This is a genomic window from Reinekea sp. G2M2-21, from assembly GCF_015687175.1.
In the GTDB taxonomy this organism is placed as follows: Bacteria; Pseudomonadota; Gammaproteobacteria; order Pseudomonadales; family Natronospirillaceae; genus Reinekea.
In genome coordinates, this window is sequence record NZ_JADPQG010000010.1 from 83,603 (window position 1) to 104,753 (window position 21,151).

Here is a 21,151-nt window from a genome sequence, read left to right on the forward strand (position 1 = left end):
CCCGGGTGTTGGCCGGGGGTTTCCGCTCATTCAAGTTACCGACGTCACTTGCCACCCGAGCCGTTTGGTTCCCGAGGGCTGATAAATCGTGTGATGTACTGTGCAGGTAATTTCGTCATAACGTCGAGTTTACAAAAGACAAACTTGAATGCAAGCAGGTTTTTGCAAGCGGCCAAAGAAAACAGCGGCTACATGGCGAGCATCGAATACTGCAGAGACAGATGTTCCAGTTGCGAAAGCACTTGCGTGCGGCTGTCGTAATGCAGCGCGTTCATACCCAACTGTTTTGCGGACTGCACGTTACCGATACTGTCATCGATAAACAATGTTTGTTTAGCGGATAAACCCAAGCTCATCAATAAGGCCGAAAAAAACTGCTTTTGCGGCTTGGCGACACCCATGGCACTGGAGTTAAACACTTGGTAAAAGCTTGAGTTCAGATTGGCCTCGTGCAGTTCCTGTGGCAATCGCGACGTTGCGTTGGTGGCGAGAACCACATGTGCATCCGGGAAATAATCTCGGTATTTCGTGATCAGGTCATGATCAATCCGATAACCGTTTCGCTGCCAAGCTTCGATGTAATGTTCGGCCACGCCAAGACCATAGATCTTCTGGATTTTCGCTTTCGCATTGACTTGCCACTGCTCGAAACTTACTTTGCCGGTAATGGCTGGCAGCAGCAGTTCTGGATCAAAGCACAAGGATGACAACGTACCCGCGGGCAGCTTACATTGCGCTTCCACCTGAGCGGTTTGGTCGTTTTGCCAATGGCGGATGACACCATCGAAATCAGTGATGATTGCCTGAATCATGCGGCACAGCCCTGTGTTATTGTTGTTTGCGGCCAGCATAGTACCGCGTTTTTGTGACAAGGTTAACATTGAACCGCCGTGCTCGATATTCAGCGTTGGTACTTAATCCGGTTCAACTGCTCTTTTAAATCGAACGACTGTTGCAGATCCACACCATGCTGGTTTGCCAGCGCCAGCGTGTAATACAACACGTCGACCAGTTCTTCGGCAATACTGCCTTTCAGGGTTTCCAACGTTGGCTGCCCCGCCTGACCCTGCCGAATGGCTTCGGCCAACTCCCCCACCTCTTCGATGAGTTTCAAAAAGTAGCCAGACTGTGGGTCTGGGAGGGTATCGACAGCGCCTACGTGCTGTTGCAGGTCATTCAGATTCATGCCGGTTCTCGGTTCGATAACAAGTCGAACATTGTACGCAAGCCGCAGTGAAAAGGCAGTGCTGAAAAACCTTGACCTTAGACTATACTCTAACCTCTAAACTCCGCATCAAAACAGATGCCTGACGGGAGAAAACTCATGAAAATTGGTGAACTGGCTGAAAAATCTGGTCTGACCGCGCATACATTGCGCTATTACGAGAAAAGCGGCTTATTGAAAGCTTCTGGCCGAAGCGCCAGTAATTATCGCATCTACACGAAAGGGGATCTGGAAACCGCGCGCTTTATCAAACGAGCACGAACCATCGGCTTCAGCATGGATGAAGTGGGTACGTTCTTATCCATCCGTTCTGATTTGCCCAAACACGTTTGTGCCGATGCCAAAGCATTGGCTGATACCAAGATCAAAGAAGTGAAACATCAGATCGAGGAATTGCAGTCCGTTTTAAAAGCACTGCATCGACTGTCCGACGCCTGTTGCGGCGGCAGCGAAAGCGCCGAATACTGCACGATTATCGAGGCGCTTGAGCATGAAGACCCGGTACCAATGCAACACTGAAAGACAGCCGGTAGCCTGCCCCTGGAATGCTGCAAGTACGGTGTTAAAAGTCGCTAACAGCTAGTTTTTCTTATTTGGAGGCGTTCCTATATAACATAAAACGAACTACTGCTTATTGAGAACGAGGTACAACCCAGCCCCCCGTTACTTGGCTATTAAAGAAACTCGAAGAAAGTTGTGACTGTTTGAACTAACTGGCGACTGTCGTGTTCACCATCATTGAGGAAATGTCTTTGCAAAGGAAAAAGAGAAAGTGATTGTTGAATGCGCTATCAGAATTCCGCGCCATGCAAGCGAAAGAACTTCAAATAACAGTCAGCATAGATCGCTAAACACAAACCATTGGTTGCAGCATCTAGGGCAACTCTGATTAATTCAAATCACCTCAGTCCTATCAGATCGAAGGATGAGCGAGGCGTGTGTTGCAGGAATGCCGAGTCCTTTTCAAAACACACAACAAAGCTCAGTCGTCGATCTGAAGGACCCTGAGGGCGGGCTTTAATGGCCAATTTCATTGTAAAGTCCTTTGCCAAGATAATGAATATTGCCTGCAGAACTTGCCTCGAACTTTACGCATTTCTACACCCGCTGAGGTAGATAGCCATTAAGCTATTGCCAAAACCCAGCACTAAATAAAGCTGTTAAACAACATCACCAACGTGCCTGCCATGACAACAGACTTTCCAAGCGTTGTCACCGCCTGTCGTTTACGATGTTGTTGAGCTGGGTAGGAAGGCGCAGGCGGGGTAGATTTTCTATTAACCATGTTCAGTGAACTGTTTTACCAAAGATATCTCTATGATTGAGGCAGAAGCCGCGATTGCGAGCCGCCATAAGTCACTTCTGTTAACCATATGAGCTTTTTTGTGCCGGATAGGGTTAACACTTGCATGATTACTGCGTTTTAAATTGCGAGACCAAGGTACCCAGTTTTTCTTTTTGCTGATCCAACTCCTGCACCACCAATTTAGTCCGGTTCGATAAGTCCGCGACGGTGTTTGCCATATCCGCAATACGGGTAACGTTTGAACTAAGTTCGGAAATCACAGAGGACTGCTGCTGCGTTGCTGTAGCCACCTGGGTATTCATATTGGTAATTTCCTGAATGTCGTTCACAACCGCTTGCAGCGATTGGCTGGCGACGTTCGTGTTTTCCAAACCTTCGTTGGCCAGAGCACTGTTTTTATCCATGGCATCCACGGCATTTAAGGCTTGAGTTTGCAGTCGCTCAATAACTTCTTTGATTTCGGTGGTGGACTCTTGCGTGCGGCTGGCCAGTGAACGAACTTCATCGGCAACCACAGCAAAACCACGGCCCTGTTCACCTGCACGTGCCGCTTCAATGGCTGCATTTAAGGCCAACAGATTAGTCTGCTCTGAAATACTGCTGATGGTATCGACAACCGAACTGATCGTCTGTGTTTGATCGGACAACGCCTTCATGACAGATTGAGTGGCTTTGTTGCTGTCGTTCAGCTGCTGCATCAGTTTGTTGGTGGTCTGTACCTGACCGTTGGCTTGTGTGATTTGTGAATGGGTATTTTCAGTGCGCTCAGCAGTGCTGGTTGCCAAGGCACTGACTTCTGAGATGCTGTGCGTCATTTCCGTGGTCGCAGTAGCAACGGATTCCGCCTCCTGCTGCTGGCCATTCACACATTCGTTTACCTCTTCGGCCATGGACCGTAAGTCAGCAAACGATGAGGTCATCACGCCCTCGGTTTCTTTAATGTCGACCATAATTTCATTCACTTTATGGATGATCGCGTTGAAGCCCTGCGCCAATTGGCCCAGCTCATCGCCACGTGAAGCGTCCAGACGATGGGTCAAATCGCCACCGACTTTGGCCATATCTTGCAAACGAACACCAATATCGACAATTGGTCGGGTAATACGCTGGGCTATGTATATCATGATCAAGATAAACCCGATGGCTAATGCCGCATTCAGCAACGCACTTCGCCACAATACCGAACGCACCGGACCCAGTGGCTCACTGACCGGCAACACCGCAAACACTTTCCATCCCAGCTCTTCCATGGACACGGATGCAATGTAGCTGTCGATGCCATTAATTTTGGATTGCACAAAGTGATAACTGTCACCCTCGAGTAGATTTTTTGCGGCCGTTGCCATACCCGGAAGTTGAGCGACGTTCATGTTTTCGGCCATGTCAGCACTGTCTCGATGAATCAGTATAGTGCCATCGGTGCTGGTCACGAAGACGTAACCTTCCTCACCCACTTTGTTGTCCAATACAGCTTTGGATGCCGCATCGACCGAATAACCGATTCCAGCGACCCCAAGCACTTTACTGCCATCTCGAGCGATAAAGTCAACAAAGGCAAGCGTCGTATTCCTCGGTGCATCGTAATTCAGCGATACTTTGTAATCTCTGCCACTCTTCAGAAAGTCAAAAAACCACGTGTCTTCGGCAGGATCCAATTGAGTCAAAATGCCTTCTTCGTTGTAATAGTTATTACTGACGTTAGATACCCAATAAGCGGTCACGGCGTTATTGCGTGTCTTTAACTCATTCAGGTATTCCAGCATCGTTTTGCGCTGCGATTCGGGTTCTTTATCTGCAACCCATTTGCGTAGGAATGTCGTTTGAGACATACCCCGTGCAATACCAATCGGGATATTCAACTCACTCAATATTCTCGCTTCTACCTTAAGCAATTGGTTCGATAGCAGTTCGGATTCAATGGTTTGTTTGGTGACGGAAGTAAACATACGGTTGTTTACGAAATTGGTGGCAAACGCCAAAATGAGCATCGCGATGGTGATAATGCCAATGAGAGCATATTGAATTTTAAGATTCTTTAACCAGGTACTCATAACCACTCCTCACTATGATTCGACGGCCTGCGCATCGTCAGTGACCTTCACTGTTTATCGACCCCTATACTAAAAAGCTTAGGCTTTGTTCGATATTTAGCCAGCAAATACCGGCTTTGAATCGCCATAGTCAATATGAGCACGGTTACTTTAATGCCTAGGGTTCGGTTCCGAAAATGGCTAGTTTCAATTGACTGTTGGCGTACACTTGGGTCTATTCTTGATTAAAGACGAAGACGTTATGAGCGAGATCCATCGACAATTTCAGCAAGCCCGTTTGGCTCGTGATGCTCGGTTTGATGGTCGATTTTTTGTTGCGGTGAAAACCACGGGTATTTTTTGTCGTCCGATCTGTCCTGCTATTCCCGCCAAAGAAGCCAATGTTGATTACTTTTTAAATGCGGCGCAGGCCGCGCAAGCAGGGTATCGCCCTTGTTTGCGTTGTCGCCCGGACAGTGCACCCGGGTCTTGGGCTTGGAGGGGGGTCGAAACCACCTTTCAACGGGCACTGACATTGATTGAGCAAGGTGCTCTGCAGGAACAATCACTCCCGGAATTGGCAGAACGATTGGGCATTACCGACCGCTACTTGCGGCAGTTATTTCACAAGCACCTGGGTATGTCGCCAAAACAATACGCTCAATTTCAACAACTGATGTTTGCCAAGCAACTGTTGCATAGCAGCAGCCTACCAATTGCGGACATCGGTCTGGCCAGTGGTTTCAACAGTGTGCGTCGTTTTAATGACGCCTTCAGGCAAATCCTGCATCTGAAACCGAGCGATATACGCCGCCGCGCTAAACCACTGACTAATGAAATCCAACTGACGTTCCGTCCCCCGCTGAATTGGCAACACACTCTGGCGTTTTACCAAATGCGATTAATTGCCGGTGTCGAGCGCATTGACGGCCAACGCTATCAACGCACCTTCCAATGCCAGGGCAGTCGCGGTTGGTTCAGCATTGAACCCACCGATGGAAAAGCGCTGCTGATGCAATTTGCCATTAACGATATCAGTCAGCTAAAGCCACTGGTGAGCCAGGTCCGGCGCATGTTTGATCTCGACGCTGACATCCTTACCATTGAACAACACCTCGCGACGACGGCGTTAAAACCTATTTTAAGCAAAGGTTTGCGAATACCCGGTGTTTGGTCAACTTGGGAAGCCGGTGTCAGAGCGATTCTCGGTCAGCAAGTCTCCGTGAAAGCCGCTATTACACAGCTCAACCGACTGGTGTCGGAACTTTCCCCGGTTGCGGATGCCCACGCGCAGACCCGTTTTTTCCCCACGCCTGCAGAGATCGCCGACGCGGATTTGAGCTTCTTGAAAATGCCGCAAAGCCGCAAAGACACGCTGAGCCGATTCGCTGTTTTTGTCAGAGACAACCCCGATGCGGCAGTCGACGATTGGATCAACATTAAAGGTATTGGCCCCTGGACCATTCAATACGCGCGGTTGCGGGGCCTGTCCGAAAGCGACTGTTTTTTGTCCACGGATCTGGTGATTAAAAAAACGCTCAACTCGCTGGCTGAGTGCCAACCGGATACTCTGTCTCCTTGGGGCAGTTATGCCACCTTTCATTGCTGGAACGCACAATCATGATCGTATATCACCGCATCGACAGCCCCTTGGGCACCATCACGTTACAAGCCAACGACTTGGGTTTACTCGGCGTGTGGTTTATGACCCAAACCACCCAGCCAGAGGCGCTTGGCGCCCATACGCCAGACCACCCGATCATTGAACTGGCCACACGACAGCTGACGGAATACTTCCAGTCGGGACGGCGCAGCTTCAGCGTACCGATTGCGGCAAAGGGTACCGATTTCCAGCGCCGGGTTTGGCAGGCGCTGACCACCATCAACTTTGGCGAAACGTGGAGCTACCAGGATTTAGCCCATGCCATTGGCCAACCCAGTGCGACCAGGGCCGTGGGTACGGCTAACGGCAAAAACCCGGTCTCCATTATCGTGCCTTGTCATCGAGTCATAGGCAAAAAAGGCACCTTAACCGGTTACGCGGGAGGCGTGGAACGTAAAGCCTGGCTGTTAAAGCATGAAGGTACATTGGCGATCTAAACCAACGCTCTTTTGATCGAATTTTTTTATCATTAACATAAAAATTTTCTGATTTACTGGTTTCAGGACCGTCATGATAATCGCCGGAAAGGTCACCCTGGAGACGATTACCATGACTGAGCAAGTTTCTTTTAAGGCCACCAAAATTTTTGTTGATCGCGCCCATTTTCCTTACGGCTTTGCCCGCAGTGGCGACTTCACGAAAAAACAAACCGCGTTGATTGAAGCCCACGGTCAGGCTTACAAAGCCCTGGACAGTGGTGAACGTGAAGCGGAAACCGACGAAGAGCGTGAATTTGTACGCTTTTGTCGCCATGAAAAAGCCGCTGAAACCGACCATGAAAAGGTATGGCAACTGTATCGCCGACACCTAGGTAAGCGTCAATTCTATATTTCGATGGGGCGTGATGACCGCGCAAACAGCACGGCCATTGAAGACAGTGAACCGCTGGAAACAGAAGACGCGTAATCCAGGTAAAAAGGGCATCTCAGATGCCCTTTTTCGTATTGGCTCTTCTTGAAAGAGCATGTTGGATTTTTTCTTTTCCCGGGGGTGGCTCCCCTAATGGCACTTACTTAAGCGTAGTTTGCTAGTATCTTCGGTACATGCATCATTCGGTGGCATGGTTTTATTGGATAGTACTTTCCAAGCGGCGATCCCCTTGATCCGGCCTTCACCAGAGGTGAAGTCGTTAAAATCGAATCGAAGCCCATTGGGGCTTCGCTTTTAATCGATTTTAACCCCCCCCTTCTGTCGCCCGCTTTGGTGTTCTGCTATAGTTGCCACTTTCTTCGAATGGTCGCTTGAGCGTGCATCCCTGCACGCGCGGCGCTTACAAGGGCTTCCATGCCCTTGAATCCGTTGCGACGTGTCAATTAAGTCAGCCAAAGCAGATGCGACGGAACGATTATTTACGCCAGTCCTGGGTTTAAAGAATTGAGAGGTTGGTTTTGTCTATCGAGAAAGCAGTTCATGTCATTGTCTACTCATCTTTCAAACGACCAAGCGAAATAACCCATTTACTGGGTGATGCCATTGCCGCAGATACAAATCAGGTTCGCATAAACGAACACAAATAAGCCTAGCGCAGTTACTCGGCTTCTTCGCTGGACACCAGATAAGTCTGTGATGGGTCTACGATGATCCGCGAGCCCATACCTTCGCGCCCGAGCAACATCAAAAAACTCATATCCGAACGATCCGTCAGCGAGATGTCGATGTCCCAAACATCATTACCCAATTGAAACTGAGTGGTAATGATGTAGCGCTCTTCAACCTGGCCATTCGACGATTTAATCCGGCGGATATCCTTCAGTTTCGATTCCGTACTGATAGTTTCTTCAACATTGTGCACGGTTGGGTGGATGTCAAAACTCACCCAGGGTTTTCCATTGCGTTGAAATTTTTTAATGTGATCGACATGCAGTGACGATGTTTTAGCACCGGTGTCGATCCGGACATCCAGATCCTGAATTTTCAGTTCTGGGAGCGAACAGGTTTCAATGGCGCCGACTAAAATTTTGTCACTCATTGTGGTCTTCATCCTCTTCATTGTTCTGTGTTTTTCCTTTTTTAATCACAACGGCTTTCTGGAAAACCATGGAATTCGGGAAGGTGATGATGTCGCCTCGTTCATCGCTGAGTATCACGTGAAATAAAGCAATCTCTTTAATGGTACCGGCAATGCTGTTGTCGCCATCCAGTATCTTTACTTCATCGCCCACGCGATAAGGGAAAAAGAAAAACACGATGACACTGGCTGTCGCATTACTCAGTATGGACCATTGCGCAAACAGGGCGACGCCCAATACCGCGATGACTGAGCCCAGGAACACACCAAGATCGTTAATACCCAAACCGGACACACTGAAAATAATCAGCACGCAGAGCGTGACAATAACGGAGTCAATCGCCTTTTTCACATAGAACAGACGACGCTCATCGACCTGTTTCTCTTCCCCTAAGCGTCCCACCATTTTTAACACAAAGCCGCGGATCAGAATGGCGATAGCGATGAAAATTAATAACTCAACGTACAGGTTCACGCGATGATTTCCTCTTGATTTTTATCCGCGTCCATCAGGGTTTCCTGCAGGGTGCCGATGGTATCGGCAATATCGTCGTCCGCTTCGGAGAAAAACGCGATGTGGAACATGGCATCGCCTTCCTGCACTAAGGGAATGTTCTGTTTGCCGATAATAATTCCTGCGCGGTTGGCTTTTACATGTTCGGTCACATCACCAAAGGGGCTGCCGATGGTGGCCAGAATTTCCCCCTTGGCCACAGCGTCGCCCAGCGCTTTTAAATGATTCACAATGCCGCTTTCACCCGCTCGTACCCAGGCACTGTTGTTGGCTTCGTAAGGCGTCAGCTTGCGACGGCTTTTTCGTTTTTTGGCCATGCCCAGTTCGCCCAAAACATTGATGACGCCACGCATGCCCGCTCGGATGGAAATTTCGTCGTAACGCAGAGCCTGGCCTGCTTCGTACAACAGAATTCGAATACCTTTTTCCACCGCAGTATGGCGCAGCGAACCATCGCGCAGGTCTGAATTAAGCAACACCGGAACGCCAAAGCATTCGGCCAGGTGCCGGGTTTCCGGGTCCTTCATATCAGCGCGGACCTGAGGCAAATTGGACCGGTGTATCGCACCCGTGTGCAAATCGATCCCGTAGTCGCACTTATACACAATTTCTTCTAAAAAGATGTTGGCGAGCCGTCCGGCCAATGAACCTTTGGCAGAGCCTGGGAAGCACCGGTTCAGATCTCGTCGGTCGGGCATGTATCGGCTTTGGTTGAGCACACCGTAAACATTGACCATAGGCACGAGGATAAGCGTGCCCTGCGTTACTTTGAGGTTTTTCGACTGAATCAGACGACGCACAATCTCAATACCGTTGAGCTCGTCACCGTGAATGGCCGCCGAAACAAAGACGGTTGGTCCTTCCTTTTTGGCACGAATAACGTGCACGGGAATATAGATTCCGGTATCGGTGTAGAGTTTGGCGACCGGTATATCCAGCGATGTTCGGCTGCCGGGCTTAATGGTGTGCCCGGCAATGACCAGTTCTTTCATCCCTTACCTCGGGTTCGGGTTTTGTGCGGCTTTGCGTTTTCTTCAATAAACGCATAAATCAATCCCGCTACGTCCTTTTTAGTAGCATCTTCGATGCCTTCCAAGCCCGGTGACGAGTTAACTTCCATGACCACCGGTCCGTTGGCGGATTGCAGAATATCCACACCACACACATTCAGACCCATGACCTTGGCAGCCTTCACCGCCGTGGCACGCTCGTCTTTGGACAAGCGAACCAGTTTGGCCGTTCCGCCACGATGCAGATTAGAACGGAACTCTCCTTCGGCGCCCTGACGTTTCATCGCTGCGACCACTTTATCGCCCACCACGAAACAGCGGATGTCGGCACCACCGGCTTCTTTGATGTATTCCTGAACCAGAATGTTGGCTTTCAGGCCCATAAAGGCTTCGATAATGCTTTCTGCTGCCTTGTTGGTATCGGCCAACACCACACCTATGCCCTGAGTACCTTCCAGCAACTTGATCACCAGAGGCGCACCACCGACGTTCTTAATCAAGTCTTTTACGTTGTCTGGCTTGTTGGCAAAACCGGTACGTGGCAAGCCAACGTCCTTGCGCGACAACAACTGCAGCGAACGCAGTTTATCTCGTGAGCGGCTGATCGCCACCGACTCATTGACACAGAAAGTCCCCATCATTTCAAATTGGCGCACCACCGCGGTGCCATAAAAGGTCACCGACGAGCCGATGCGTGGAATAATCGCGTCGTAATATGGCAACTCTTCACCGTGATATCGCACGGCGGGTCGCGACCGCGTGATGTCCATATAACAATGCAGGGTATCGATGATGTCGACTTCGTGGCCGCGCTCTTCACCGGCCTCTTTTAACCGGCGTGTGGAATATAGATTTTCGTTGCGTGATAACACTGCAATTCGCATGTCGAGCGGACTCCGATAATAAAAATTCAGTATGGTACAAAATGCACCTGATTTGTAGGGCGCGCATAGTAAGACTAGTCTGAATAAAAGCAAATGCCCTGTAGGTCCGCATAACACCCGTATCGGTTTGCCAGTGGACTGAAAAATGTACGCAATAGGCGCTCTTTTGGCTGGCAGCCGGAGCGCAATGCTTATACTCTGCCCGAAGGCTAAGAGTAACAGCGGGCCAAGCCACCCGTAAATCCCGGGTAAGACCTTTCTCGGGAAAGCAATACCATGAACCGAGCCAACACGTTCACGTGTTGCTCAGTATGACAAGTCGCACAGGAACACCCCTATGACATTACCCGATTTTTCAACCACTCAACAATGGCTGGAAAATTATCCAATTCTGGCCGAGGTCGGCTTTATTGCCTTGTGCCTTATCGCAGGTTTTATTGGTAACCGTATTTTGTTGCGTATGATGCGAGCATCGCACCTGTCGCGCCTGCAAGGCTTGCAAAATTTCATGAAGGACTCCGGCACGTGGGTACTGACATTCGTACTGCTCGTGTTCCCGAATTATTATTATGAAAAAAGTCACGCGGGTTCGTTTCCACTGACCACCATTGCGCAGTCGTTAGTGGCCATAGCCATTATCGTCCGCTACGCCTTAACCCATATAAAGGCTAAGGGTTTTGCACTTGCCATTATCTATACGTTGATCCCACTGATTGTCCTCAATACCTTTGATTTACTGGCTCCGGTCATTAGCGCACTGGACAGCTACGCCACGAATCTAGGTAACTTACATATATCCCTGTATGACGTGTTACGGGTTGGTTACTTCGGGTTACTGTTGTTTTGGCTAGGAAAGGAATCCAACAAGTTCGGCAAACAGAAAATCCGCCAGCAGGAACAACTCGATATCAGTACCCGGGAAATTATTGCCAAGCTGTTTGAAGTTGCCGTTTATGTGGTGATCTTTTTAATTCTGCTCAACATTCTAGGCATTAACCTGACCACCCTGGCGGTCTTAGGTGGTGCCATCGGTGTGGGGATCGGTTTCGGCCTGCAATCTATTGCCTCTAACTTTATATCCGGGCTGATTATTTTACTCGATCGTTCACTGGCTATTGGTGACTACATCGAGCTGGAAGACGGACGCGCAGGTATGATCCGCGAATTGAACTTACGGGCAATTACGCTGGAAACGTTCGACGGTAAAGATATTGTGGTGCCCAACGATGTATTTTTTAGCCAGACTTTCACCAATTGGACACACAAAAACGCCAAACAACGATACGCGATCGACTACGAAGTAGCCTATTCAACCGATCTGGATCGCCTGTTCCCTTTGATCAAGGAACTGCTTGCGGCGCACCCGAAAGTTCTGGCTGGTGAAGCCTATAACTTTGAAGAGCAACCCGATGTTGAAATCGCCGGTTTTGGTGACAACGGCATTCAGTTGCATCTGGAATTCTGGATGGAAGCGATCGACGACGGTGAGCATCGCGTCGGCGGCGATCTTCTTTACAGCATCTGGCAAATGATGAAACGGGAAGGCTTCGAGTTCCCATTTCCGCAGCGCGAAGTGCGCATTCTCAACGAAGGCTTTCGTAAGTTGCCATAACCCACGCAAGGCGTTTTTCAAACAAGGAAAAAATCATGTCGAAAACTGGTTATTCAAGCACACAAATTCGTCTGCACTGGTTGCTCGCAGTCATGGTTCTCGTGCAGTTTATTTTTCATGATGGTGTACACAACCTGGGTGGGTTAATTCAACGCGGTGAAGAACCCAGTATACTTGATGTGATATGGGGACAATCACACATTGTGCTTGGGTTACTGATATTTGTCATGGCTGCTATCCGCCTGAGCGTGCGACTCAAACAAAAAGTACCACCGCCACCACAAGCAGAAAACGCGGTACTGAAAATTACCGCAAAACTCACGCACTTTATGCTGTACACCATTTTACTGGTCATGCCTATTTCCGGCTCCGTAGCCTGGTTTGGTCACGTTGAATTAGCGGCGAAGGGTCATGAGTTTGGCAAAGGCTTGCTGTTAGCCTTTTTATTTCTGCACGTTGTCGGCGCCCTGTATCAACAATTTGTGCTCAAGACGGATGTGTTAAAACGGATGGTAAAGCCGGAAAACAAGTTCTGACAAGCGTTAAAGATACCGGACTTCGGTAACACTTTGCGACCGACCTTCGCTGATCGAGTCCGTGAAAAATTCTTTGTTACATGTTGTCCGAATGCCCTTGGACTTTACAAAAACTAGGGCTTGGCGGACAAACGAACAAACTGTTTAGGCTAATTTCCCTCAGCTCTCGACCAGTAACGAAATTTCCGGGCTCAGGGTCATTCCGTTACGGGCGCGGCCGCCCGTTTTGGTGGCAAAGGCACCTCGGGGATGAACAACGTCACCACAAAGCCCAGAATCACGATAATCAAACCCGCGTAAAAAATACGCTGTATGGCATCGGCCCAAACTTCCTGGAATGTACGGTGCACAACATCTAATTGCTTCAAAACAAACGCCCGTTGCGCCGTCAATTGTTTGCTCACGCGCACGACCTGATCATTACTTTGCGGCAGTGGTAAAGCAGCGGTCATCGCGGATTGTTGCCAGACCTGTTTTAAACCGGATGCGTCACCGGTTTTAGCTTGCTCTAATTGCACCAATACGGCATCGATATTGTGAGCGACCATCACTTTCAGTTCGTCAAAATCGATGGTGGCACCCATGCTACCTTCTCCGCTATTCGACGGTGCTGCAAAAGTCTGCGCAAACTGGTTTGGAATTGTCGGCAGCAGATCGTTTTGCATATTAGCCGTCAACGTGGCGCTGAATATAGTTCCCAACACAGCGACACCCACACTGCTGCCCATCTGACGTACAAAGGTGGCGGTACTGGAGGCCACACCCATTTTATTGCGCGGCGCGGCATTGATCATCATTTGCGTAAACAGCGGAATACTCGGACCCAGACCGATACCGAGGATGACTAACTTCACAATCACCAACCACTGCGGAAGATCGGGGGTCAGGCCTATCGCCATCCAGGCAAAGCCGGCGATCAGCATAACTAATGCCGGTATCAGTACCGGTCGATATGAACCAATGTGGCTGACCAATTGGCCAGATACAATGTTACCGGCGACGATACCCAGAGTTAACGGTGTCAGAGTGGCACCGGCACTGGTGGCACTGACACCCAGCACGTTCACCATAAACAGCGGAATGAACACGATCGAGCTTAGGAAAGCCGCACCCAATAAGAATGACGCCAACGCGGTAATGCCAAAGGCAGGCTTAGCAAACAGTCGCAAGTCGATAATGGCATCGGAATCGTTTAACTCATGACGGATAAATAACGCGGCAGCAATGGCCGACAGCGCGAACATAACCAGCACTTCTTTGCTGGTCCAAGCGAAGGTGTTTGGGGCCAGCGACAACGCCAGCAACAATGGCACCACAAACAACAGCAGCAACGCTGCACCTAAATAGTCAATGTGTTTTCCGGTGGTGTGCTGCAACAACGGCATTTTGCGACCGATAAATGTCAACGCCACAATGCCGATGGGCAGATTGACAAAGAATACCCAATTCCAGCTCAGGTAATCCGTTAACAGCCCTCCAATCCACGGGCCGAAGACCGAGCTGAGGCCAAACATAGCGCCAAACAGACCTTGCATTTTAGGTCGGTCTCGGGGTTCGAACAGATCACCGACCACGGCAAAGGCATTGGCAAAAATCGCCGCGGAACCGACGCCCTGCAGCGCGCGCGCCAGAATCAAGGCCATGGGCGACTGCGAAAACCCACACCACAAACTCGCGCCGATGAAAATAACCAGGCCCACCTCTAACGACCGGCGCCGACCGTAGAGATCCGACAGTTTGCCCCAGATCGGCAATAACGCTGTTGAGGTCACCAGATACGAGGTGGTTAACCAGGTAATCCAGTTGGCGGGGAAGACCAAGTCACGGATGATCATCGGCGTTGCAGTACTGACGATCGTCTGATCCAACGCCGACATAAACAACGCCAGCATCACTCCGATGACACTCGCTCGGCGCTGTTCCGGACTGATCTTTAACCCTTCATGTTGTTCTATCATTCACACTCCTCCGTCGCGCCAAAGGCGCGAGCCAACTTGGTCAGTTGTTTGCTCAACTGCTCCAACTGTTCACCCGACATACCCGCACTCTGTATGCGTTGCATGTAGTGTTCGTTCATCCGTTTGATCAACTGCTCACCTTTGTCGGTCAACGACAACAGAAAGCGTCGACTGTCCTTAGGGTCCAGCTCACGGTTAATCAATTCGGCTTTCAGGCTCCGGTCGACCATATGCGAGACCATTGATGCCGACATCTGCATGCGGTCCTTTATGGCACTGGGTGAGGTAAACCCTTTTTTGATGAGGTAGAGCACCGGAAAATCGGTAAACTCGATGCCCAATTCATCTTTCACCTGTTTGATCATGCCTTTGCGGATGCCGATATGGACATGTCTGAACGCTTGTTCAAACTGCATGGCTTGTTCAAATGACGGCTCAGCCATTGATTCAACCCTTAAATAGTTCAATGATTAAATCATTCTATGAAGCAAACAATAAAACGCAAGCTATAGGATGGGAATGAGTATTGATAAGTCAGAGCAAAGCGTCTCGTATACAGAGTTCAGTCAGTGCTTTATTGGGAATAAAGACCCGAGCAGGCTGCACGGGTCTTCGAAAGATGTTGCCGGTTTACTGTGACCGTTCACCTACGAACAGCGACTGAAATTCGTTTAGTTCCCGCAGCGGTTCGAGCATAACTTCCGACATGATGTCATCACGATAGGTTTCGTTACGGTGTATCGACTGTTCAACGTTTTTCAGTGCGTCTTCAAAATACCCCATAGTGCAATAGGCACAGGCCAGTTGATAATAGGCATGCGCGTTTTCAGGGTTGATCATCAAGGCCTGGTTGCACAGATTTACCGCCCATTGCGACTCGTTCAGCTCCAGCACGGCATCCGCTTTGTAGGTCAGTGCTTCGCTGTCTTCCGGGCTTTGCTTGAGAATCTGGTCGTATATCTGGATCTTCGACGACGGGTTGTTTTCCTGCTGGGCGCGCAACCACAGCGACTGAATTTCCTTGGTTTGCTCCAACGCTTCCCGGTTTTCCTCAATGTCCTGCGTTTTCAGACGCAACTGTTTCTCGATATTAGCCAAACGGCTTTCGTATTCGGTAATCAACTTGGCGATTTCCTCATTGGCGAAAGAATGCACCCGTTCTTTGATGTCGCGAATCGAGGTCCAGCCCACAATAACCAGAATCGAACTGGCGGCGGCCACAAGGTAAAAGAAATAGGTTACGGTATCGGTCGCGTAGGAGACCGCCCGGTCGACGGACTTATGTTCGCGGTCGAGAATCTGCTGGATAATGTCGGCCCGCTGATTTCCAAGGTCCGTTCGCAACTGCTTTAATTCATCGAGCACGTAGCGTTCAACGAAAGCGTTGTACAACGGTTCCTCGAGCGCATTGACTGTCTGTTCCAGTTCGGCATTGGTTGGCGTAGCAGCATCGTCAGCTGAGTTATCCTGCCCCTCATCGGCTGCCAATAGCCCAAACGGCCAAAGACAGACGATGAACAGGAAGTACCTTACGACGCCAGGCATATAGCACGCCCGTGATCATGAACTTCCACCAGCGATTTATGCAATGCTTTCACGGCATTGGCATAATCGGTTTCGTGCACGACAAACTGCACGTCGACCTGACGCATGCACTGGTGTACGGAGAGAATACCGATTCCAGCGTCCGAAATCGCCTGCGCTGTCTGTGCCAGCAATCCGTTGATCTTCAGATCGCTGCCAATGGCTGACACAATGGCGACCTTAGTCTGATCTACTTCGGCTTCCGGAAATGTATTTTCCAGTTCGGTACGGATCCGACGGATGGTCTTCAAGTTGGTGCTCAGGTAATGCGTCACAGTATTGGCATTAATGTCTTTCGACACGATGTGCGCTTTGTACCGTTTAATAATGCCAACAATTTTCGGATCGTAGATGTGAAATAGGCCCGCCATATCCTGATCGAACAACTCGAGCGCATAAATACCTTTGGTACCGGCAATAATTTCAACCCGCGGGGAATCGCTGACATAGTCCCCAGTAATGAGCGTACCGGTGTGTTCCGGTTCAAAGGTGTTTTTCACCCGCAGCGGAATATTATTCTGACGCAAACCTTTAGCGGCTTTCGGGTGAATGGCTTCCATACCCAGGTTTGCTAATTGATCGGCCACATCATAGTTAGTGCGCCCAATGGGAACCGCATTGCTTTCACCAACCAAGCGTGGATCAGCACTGGAAAGGTGAAATTCTTTGTGGATCACGGCTTCAGTTGCGCCGGTTAAGACTGCCAGGCGCGAAAAGGTCATCTCACTGTAGCCGCGGTTGAATGACAGCATAAGACCGTCGGCACTGTGAGCATAACCGGTCACGATAGGCAATTGATTACTCAGATCAATCTCGGCAAAGGCTTGCTGAATACGATCATCCAGTGACATGTGCGTCTTCGAGCGCCAGCCGGTCAGATCCACAAAACAGGCGTTCACACCATCTCGCTGCAACAGCCGAGCGGTATTCCAAGCGCTGTGTGCTTCGCCCAAACTGGCGAGCATTTCACGCACCGTCGCCAGATGAGCGTCCAGCGCAAAGTGGCCATGGCGACACAGGCTCTGCAAATCGAGTAAGCATTTCTGAGCGTCGATCATGCGATCATTGATAAACCGATTCGCCTCTTCCAGAGCTCTGCTATCACTGCCAAACAAATCCTCGTTGATGTGATACATATCGAGTTTCAGCGCAGACAGTGCATCGTTCCAGCTGTCATCCTGCATACTGCTGGCAAATAATTTGTAGACGCCCGGCTGGCCGTTCTTTTTGCTTTCCAGTAGTTTGTCGGTGATGCCACCATAGGCACTGACCACGAAAACCCTCTGATACAGGTTGTCGGCCAAGGCCGGTTTAAACACTATGTTATCCCGAACCGACTCGTAGTCGCTCATGGAGGTACCGCCAATTTTTTCTATTGTGTGCATGGTTTCCCCTGATTTAAAAATGTAACTGTTGATGTTGCGCGCGAATGGGCTGAATCAGACGACGCGTCGCCATGAATTCAGGCCGTGCCGGCATCCCCGAGTAAGGTTCACGGGGCCGGTTCGATACTGCGTTGTAAACAAACACGGCATTACGTCTGGGCAGTGGCGAAAGGTTATTGCTGGAACCGTGCATCAGATTACAGTCGTACAAAATAACGCTGCCTTTCTTTGCCGAGATCGCATCAACGCCGTTAATGTCTGCCAAAATCTGAATGTCATCTTGGCGCGGCAAACCCGCGTGCTGTTCGCGCATGGTGTGTAAATAATTATTTTCCGGTGTCTCGCCCGGACAGCTGACAAATGATTTATGCGACCCTGGCAGCACCATAATCGGTGCGTTAGTCAGTTGGTTTTCGGTCAACACAAGTGCTAAAGACAAGGTTCGCATTCGGGGCAGACCATCTTCCACATGCCAGGTTTCAAAATCGGAATGCCAGAATGAACTTTGACCGACAAAGGGCGCCTTAAATGTCAGGCGTGACTGATGCAGATACACATCATCCGCCAACACCTGTTGAGCGATTGACACCAAACGGGTGTCTTTAGACAACGCACTATAAAGAGCATGCTGCGCATGTATACCGTAAAAAGACCGAATATCACCGTGTTCATCGATCGATACATTGTCGTTTTCGCTGTTGCGAAAGGCTTGCTGCCACAGCGTGACTTCGTCGATGAGGCGCTCTATTTCAGCGTTATTGAACAGGTTATCCAGCACCAGATAACCTTGCTGTTGGTAGCGCTCCAACTGATTCTGAGTCAGCCCCCCGTCGCGATCCGGCTCGCCATAGACTATCGGGTCATAGCGCGACTGAATCCCACAGTCGGCACCGTGACGGGATGGATACAGATCAACGTCGGCGCCTACATTGGCGTTCATGTTGCTACCTTAGCTGATCGCTTCCGCATCGAGTTCGTACGCACCTTCGGCGTTGTGGACTTCCTTGCCGTTCAAGGGTGGATTAAACACACAGGCCATTTTCATTTCTTTAAACGCGCGCAAAATGTGTTTGTCGTGCTTGTCCAAGATGTAGATCGTGCCCGGCTGAATCGGGTATTTTTTACCGTCGGCCATAGTTTCGACTTCGCCTTCGCCGCTGATGCAATAGACCGACTCCAAATGGTTCTGATAATGCATTTGGAAATCGGCACCAGTATAAATCGTCGTGATATGAAATGAGAAACCCATGTTATCGTCTTTCAAAAGCAGGCGGGTACTGTCCCAGTTGCCATCGGGTGAGACGATTTTACGGCCATCGGCCTGAGCTTGGTCCATGGTTCTGACAATCATATTTTTCTCCATAAAAAGGCACGCCCGTGAGAGAGGAGTCAACACGTGCGCGCTCAAAAAAGTTAACTGGCGGCTTTGGTTTCTTCGGGTTCGTTCAGCTGAACGTTATCGAAATAATCCGTCTGTTCTGGAATTTCATCTTCTTTCGCGCAGACATCACGAATGGCCGCCTCCAGAATATCCAGCCCTTTTTTCAGATTATGGTCTGAGATAACCAACGGGCAGAGAATCTTCACCACCTGATCATCTGCACCACTGGTTTCAATAATCAAACCATTGGCAAAACATTTACGGGTAATTTTTGACGCGAGCTCACCATTCACACAGTTTATGCCCTGGAACATACCGCGACCACGCGTAGTAAAATTGCCATCGCCATAGTCTTCGGCCATCTGCGTCAGCCGCTTGGTAACATAGCGACCTTTACGTTGCACATCTTTGGCAAAAGTGTCATCGGCCCAGTATTCATCGAGCGCTGCTTTGGCAGTCACAAAAGCAAAATTATTGCCCCGGAACGTACCGTTATGTTCGCCGGGCTTCCATTGGTCGAGCTCAGGTTTGATCAAGACCACCGCGAACGGCAAACCGTACCCCCCCAAAGACTTAGACAGCGTAATGATATCTGGTTTGATGCCAGACTCTTCAAAGCTGAAGAAGGTCCCAGTGCGGCCACAGCCCGCCTGAATGTCATCAACGATCAACAACACATCGTGCTTACGGCAGACGCGTTCCAATTGTTGCAGCCATTCGATGCTGGCGGCATTAATGCCCCCTTCACCCTGTACCGTTTCAACAATCACCGCAGCAGGCTTATCGATACCGCTACTGGAATCGCACAAAACTTTGTCGAGATACGCAGTGGTGTCGACGTCATCACCCAGGTAGCCGTCATACGGCATGCGGCTGCTGCCATTCAGGCTCACACCGGCAGCACCCCGGTGATGCGAGTTACCGGTGGTGGCCAATGAACCCAGACTCACCCCGTGAAAACCATTGGTAAACGATATGATGTTTTCACGGCCGGTAATATTGCGAGCCAACTTAAGCGCGGCTTCAACGGCGTTGGTGCCGGTAGGACCGGTAAACTGCATGACGAAATCCAGATGACGGGGCTTCAGAATGCGTTCGTTAAACGCTTCCAGAAATTCACCTTTGGCTTTGGTGTGCAGATCCAGACCGTGAGTCACGCCATCGGCCATAACATAATCGAGCAAGCGTTTTTTGAATTTGTCGTTGTTGTGACCGTAGTTCAGCGTGCCAGCACCAGCGAGAAAATCCAGGTACTCGTTGCCGTCTTCGTCATACAGAAATTCATTTTTAGCGCGGTTAAAAATACGTGGGAATGATCGCGCGTACGATTGCACTTCCGATTCAATTTCGTCAAAAATTTTCATGGATTACTCCAGCTTATTGATTAAAAGGACCAATGCGGACAAGACGTTCACTGTCATGTTCGCCATTAAAATGAGTCATGGTGTCGAGGTATGCAGACCGTGACAGCTCGACCTGTCTGCGTTCTGCAAATCGGGTAAACAGCGCCCAGGAAGCCTGGTTATCGTCTGTGATGGTGGTTTCCAGGTATCGAATGCCAGTCAGATTCGGCCGCGCCAACAAGTGTTCCAGCATCTGCGTGGCCAGCCCCTGCCCGCGAGCAGAATCATCAATAGCAACCTGCCAGACAAACAACGTATCGGGCTGTTCTGGCTGTACATAACCACTGATAAACCCCACGACCTGACCGCCGGACTTGGCTATGACAGATGTCTGCGCAAAATGGCCGCACTGCAGCAGATTGCAATAAGCGGAATTCACATCCAGTGGTGGGCAGCGCTGTATAAGCCGATAGACCTCATACCCATCCGATAACTCAGGAACCTGTAAATGGATCACGCTCTCCCCCATTTATTAAATTTAAGTCAATACTTTAGAAGACTAAGCAATATTTTTGTGAAATATGTCTAAACTTCGAACTCTTCACCAAAAATATGGCTTTTTAGCTCATTAATTGAGCAATTCTTCAATATGGATATGCATAGTACACTAAATAAAATTATTTTCCAGTCGCATTAGCTGTGCTATTTTGTA

At 49.7% G+C, this 21,151-nt stretch carries 21 protein-coding genes; 6 read left to right on the forward strand and 15 right to left on the reverse strand.

The genetic code is table 11. From position 1 onward, the window contains the following. Positions 1 to 188 precede the first annotated feature (188 nt). Positions 189 to 881: an HAD-IA family hydrolase gene (locus IYN85_RS23650; protein ID WP_196161443.1), complete on the reverse strand. Its 693-nt coding sequence runs from the start codon at positions 879 to 881 to the stop codon at positions 189 to 191. A gap of 20 nt (positions 882 to 901) precedes the next feature. Then, complete coding sequence (locus IYN85_RS23655) at positions 902 to 1,186, reverse strand: MazG nucleotide pyrophosphohydrolase domain-containing protein (protein WP_196161444.1); 285 nt, start codon at positions 1,184 to 1,186, stop codon at positions 902 to 904. A 138-nt stretch (positions 1,187 to 1,324) separates the two neighbouring features. On the opposite strand from IYN85_RS23655, the gene zntR reads away from it, so the two are divergent. Further along, positions 1,325 to 1,744 (forward strand): Zn(2+)-responsive transcriptional regulator, encoded by a 420-nt coding sequence (gene zntR, locus IYN85_RS23660; protein WP_196161445.1) that lies wholly within the window; start codon positions 1,325 to 1,327, stop codon positions 1,742 to 1,744. An 894-nt stretch (positions 1,745 to 2,638) separates the two neighbouring features. Here the strand turns inward: zntR and IYN85_RS23665 are convergent. Continuing rightward, positions 2,639 to 4,582 (reverse strand): methyl-accepting chemotaxis protein, encoded by a 1,944-nt coding sequence (locus tag IYN85_RS23665; protein WP_196161446.1) that lies wholly within the window; start codon positions 4,580 to 4,582, stop codon positions 2,639 to 2,641. Between the two features lie 241 nt (positions 4,583 to 4,823). Between IYN85_RS23665 and IYN85_RS23670 the strand changes: the two genes are divergently transcribed. From IYN85_RS23670 to maoP, 3 genes are all read left to right on the forward strand, one after another. Beyond that, positions 4,824 to 6,185, forward strand: a complete 1,362-nt coding sequence (locus tag IYN85_RS23670) for an AlkA N-terminal domain-containing protein (RefSeq protein WP_196161447.1) — start codon at positions 4,824 to 4,826, stop codon at positions 6,183 to 6,185. Next, positions 6,182 to 6,661 (forward strand): methylated-DNA--[protein]-cysteine S-methyltransferase, encoded by a 480-nt coding sequence (locus IYN85_RS23675; protein ID WP_196161448.1) that lies wholly within the window; start codon positions 6,182 to 6,184, stop codon positions 6,659 to 6,661. Before IYN85_RS23670 ends, IYN85_RS23675 begins: the two co-directional genes overlap by 4 nt. Before the next feature lie 112 nt (positions 6,662 to 6,773). Then, positions 6,774 to 7,130: a DUF413 domain-containing protein gene (maoP, locus tag IYN85_RS23680; RefSeq protein WP_196161449.1), complete on the forward strand. Its 357-nt coding sequence runs from the start codon at positions 6,774 to 6,776 to the stop codon at positions 7,128 to 7,130. Positions 7,131 to 7,752: 622 nt separating this feature from the next. On the opposite strand, the gene IYN85_RS23685 is transcribed toward maoP, so the two are convergent. Genes IYN85_RS23685 through rimK form a run of 4 tightly spaced genes read right to left on the reverse strand, consistent with a single transcriptional unit; the run spans position 7,753 to position 10,640 of the window. Continuing rightward, on the reverse strand, positions 7,753 to 8,193 hold the full coding sequence (locus IYN85_RS23685; RefSeq protein WP_196161450.1) for a RimK/LysX family protein: 441 nt from the start codon (positions 8,191 to 8,193) through the stop codon (positions 7,753 to 7,755). Beyond that, a complete protein-coding gene (locus IYN85_RS23690; RefSeq protein ID WP_370592242.1) occupies positions 8,186 to 8,707 on the reverse strand; it encodes a mechanosensitive ion channel domain-containing protein in 522 nt (173 codons plus the stop codon). The genes IYN85_RS23685 and IYN85_RS23690 overlap by 8 nt, the downstream gene beginning before the upstream one ends. After that, positions 8,704 to 9,738 (reverse strand): succinylglutamate desuccinylase/aspartoacylase family protein, encoded by a 1,035-nt coding sequence (locus tag IYN85_RS23695; RefSeq protein ID WP_196161451.1) that lies wholly within the window; start codon positions 9,736 to 9,738, stop codon positions 8,704 to 8,706. The genes IYN85_RS23690 and IYN85_RS23695 overlap by 4 nt, the downstream gene beginning before the upstream one ends. Next, a complete protein-coding gene (gene rimK / locus IYN85_RS23700; RefSeq protein WP_196161452.1) occupies positions 9,735 to 10,640 on the reverse strand; it encodes a 30S ribosomal protein S6--L-glutamate ligase in 906 nt (301 codons plus the stop codon). The genes IYN85_RS23695 and rimK overlap by 4 nt, the downstream gene beginning before the upstream one ends. Positions 10,641 to 10,977: 337 nt before the next feature. On the opposite strand from rimK, the gene IYN85_RS23705 reads away from it, so the two are divergent. Then, entirely contained in the window at positions 10,978 to 12,252 is a 1,275-nt protein-coding gene (locus IYN85_RS23705; protein ID WP_230390948.1) for a mechanosensitive ion channel family protein, read from the forward strand. 35 nt (positions 12,253 to 12,287) lie between these two features. Further along, positions 12,288 to 12,788 carry a cytochrome b gene (locus tag IYN85_RS23710; protein WP_196161453.1) on the forward strand — a complete coding sequence of 167 codons (501 nt, stop codon included), beginning with the start codon at positions 12,288 to 12,290 and terminating at the stop codon, positions 12,786 to 12,788. Between the two features lie 197 nt (positions 12,789 to 12,985). Here IYN85_RS23710 and IYN85_RS23715 read toward each other — a convergent pair whose 3' ends face one another. From IYN85_RS23715 to ectA, 8 genes are all read right to left on the reverse strand, one after another. Further along, on the reverse strand, positions 12,986 to 14,746 hold the full coding sequence (locus IYN85_RS23715; protein WP_196161454.1) for an MDR family MFS transporter: 1,761 nt from the start codon (positions 14,744 to 14,746) through the stop codon (positions 12,986 to 12,988). Continuing rightward, entirely contained in the window at positions 14,743 to 15,189 is a 447-nt protein-coding gene (locus IYN85_RS23720; RefSeq protein ID WP_196161455.1) for a MarR family winged helix-turn-helix transcriptional regulator, read from the reverse strand. The genes IYN85_RS23715 and IYN85_RS23720 overlap by 4 nt, the downstream gene beginning before the upstream one ends. A gap of 187 nt (positions 15,190 to 15,376) precedes the next feature. Then, positions 15,377 to 16,291: a hypothetical protein gene (locus IYN85_RS23725; protein ID WP_196161456.1), complete on the reverse strand. Its 915-nt coding sequence runs from the start codon at positions 16,289 to 16,291 to the stop codon at positions 15,377 to 15,379. Then, positions 16,276 to 17,715 carry an aspartate kinase gene (locus tag IYN85_RS23730; RefSeq protein WP_196161457.1) on the reverse strand — a complete coding sequence of 480 codons (1,440 nt, stop codon included), beginning with the start codon at positions 17,713 to 17,715 and terminating at the stop codon, positions 16,276 to 16,278. Before IYN85_RS23730 ends, IYN85_RS23725 begins: the two co-directional genes overlap by 16 nt. A 13-nt stretch (positions 17,716 to 17,728) precedes the next feature. Continuing rightward, on the reverse strand, positions 17,729 to 18,655 hold the full coding sequence (locus IYN85_RS23735; RefSeq protein ID WP_196161458.1) for a phytanoyl-CoA dioxygenase family protein: 927 nt from the start codon (positions 18,653 to 18,655) through the stop codon (positions 17,729 to 17,731). A 9-nt stretch (positions 18,656 to 18,664) separates the two neighbouring features. Further along, positions 18,665 to 19,066 carry an ectoine synthase gene (locus tag IYN85_RS23740; protein WP_196161459.1) on the reverse strand — a complete coding sequence of 134 codons (402 nt, stop codon included), beginning with the start codon at positions 19,064 to 19,066 and terminating at the stop codon, positions 18,665 to 18,667. 62 nt (positions 19,067 to 19,128) lie between these two features. Then, entirely contained in the window at positions 19,129 to 20,460 is a 1,332-nt protein-coding gene (gene ectB, locus IYN85_RS23745; protein ID WP_196161460.1) for a diaminobutyrate--2-oxoglutarate transaminase, read from the reverse strand. A gap of 13 nt (positions 20,461 to 20,473) precedes the next feature. Beyond that, positions 20,474 to 20,956 (reverse strand): diaminobutyrate acetyltransferase, encoded by a 483-nt coding sequence (gene ectA / locus IYN85_RS23750; protein ID WP_370592243.1) that lies wholly within the window; start codon positions 20,954 to 20,956, stop codon positions 20,474 to 20,476. Positions 20,957 to 21,151: the final 195 nt, after the last annotated feature.